Annotated in this window: 1 protein-coding gene; it reads right to left on the reverse strand. The window is 45.8% G+C overall.

From position 1 onward, the window contains the following. Positions 1–743, reverse strand: a 743-nt coding sequence (locus tag R7R24_RS26605) for an HD-GYP domain-containing protein (protein WP_318120103.1), incomplete at both ends; no start/stop codon positions are given.

The following is a 743-nucleotide window of genomic DNA, read 5'->3' on the forward strand; positions in this document are numbered from 1 at the left end:
AACACACGTCTCGGCTGACATCGCTCAACCCTTTCACTTCAACGATGATCTCACCCGCGAAGACTTGGTGCAATTTCATGTGCTCAAACTCTTCTGGCGTTAAGCGCGCTGGCTTGTGAAGAATTTTATCGTCCACTTTGATTTTACCCACATCGTGAATGATGCCACCAATCGCCAATTGCTTGAGGGTATCTTTGTCTAAGCCTAAGTGTTTTCCGAACGAAACCAGCAGACAGGCGACGTTTACTGAGTGCTCGAGTAAATAAGAATCTTTCTGGCGCAATGCAGAAACACACTGCAAAGCGTCTGAATCAATAAATACACTTTCGATCATGTCATCCGCCCACGATTCAATCTCGTCGACTTGGATAACTTTGCCTTCAAAAGTTTGGTTGAGAAGTTTCTGCGCTAGGCCTTTTGCTTCCGCAATCAGCTTTTTAGCACGCTTGTGTTGGACTTCTCGCGAGCGATACGCACGTTGTACTTTGCTTGATACGGAAAGCGTTTTATCCCCTACTTCGATATCGATAGGTTCTTCGACGGGTTTGAATACGCACTGCTGAGCAGAAAGTGATTGATCAACCCAAACGAATTTCACGCCACTTGCGCGAAGCTTTTTAATGCCTTCTGCGCTCGAAACTCGACCAGCATTGGCTAAATTGACTCGTTTGTTATGCTCTATCGCGGTAACAAACATGCCGACAGCAACATCTGCGATTGCAATTTTAATTGAGTCTTCTGGG

The organism is Vibrio sp. 704 (assembly GCF_033339295.1).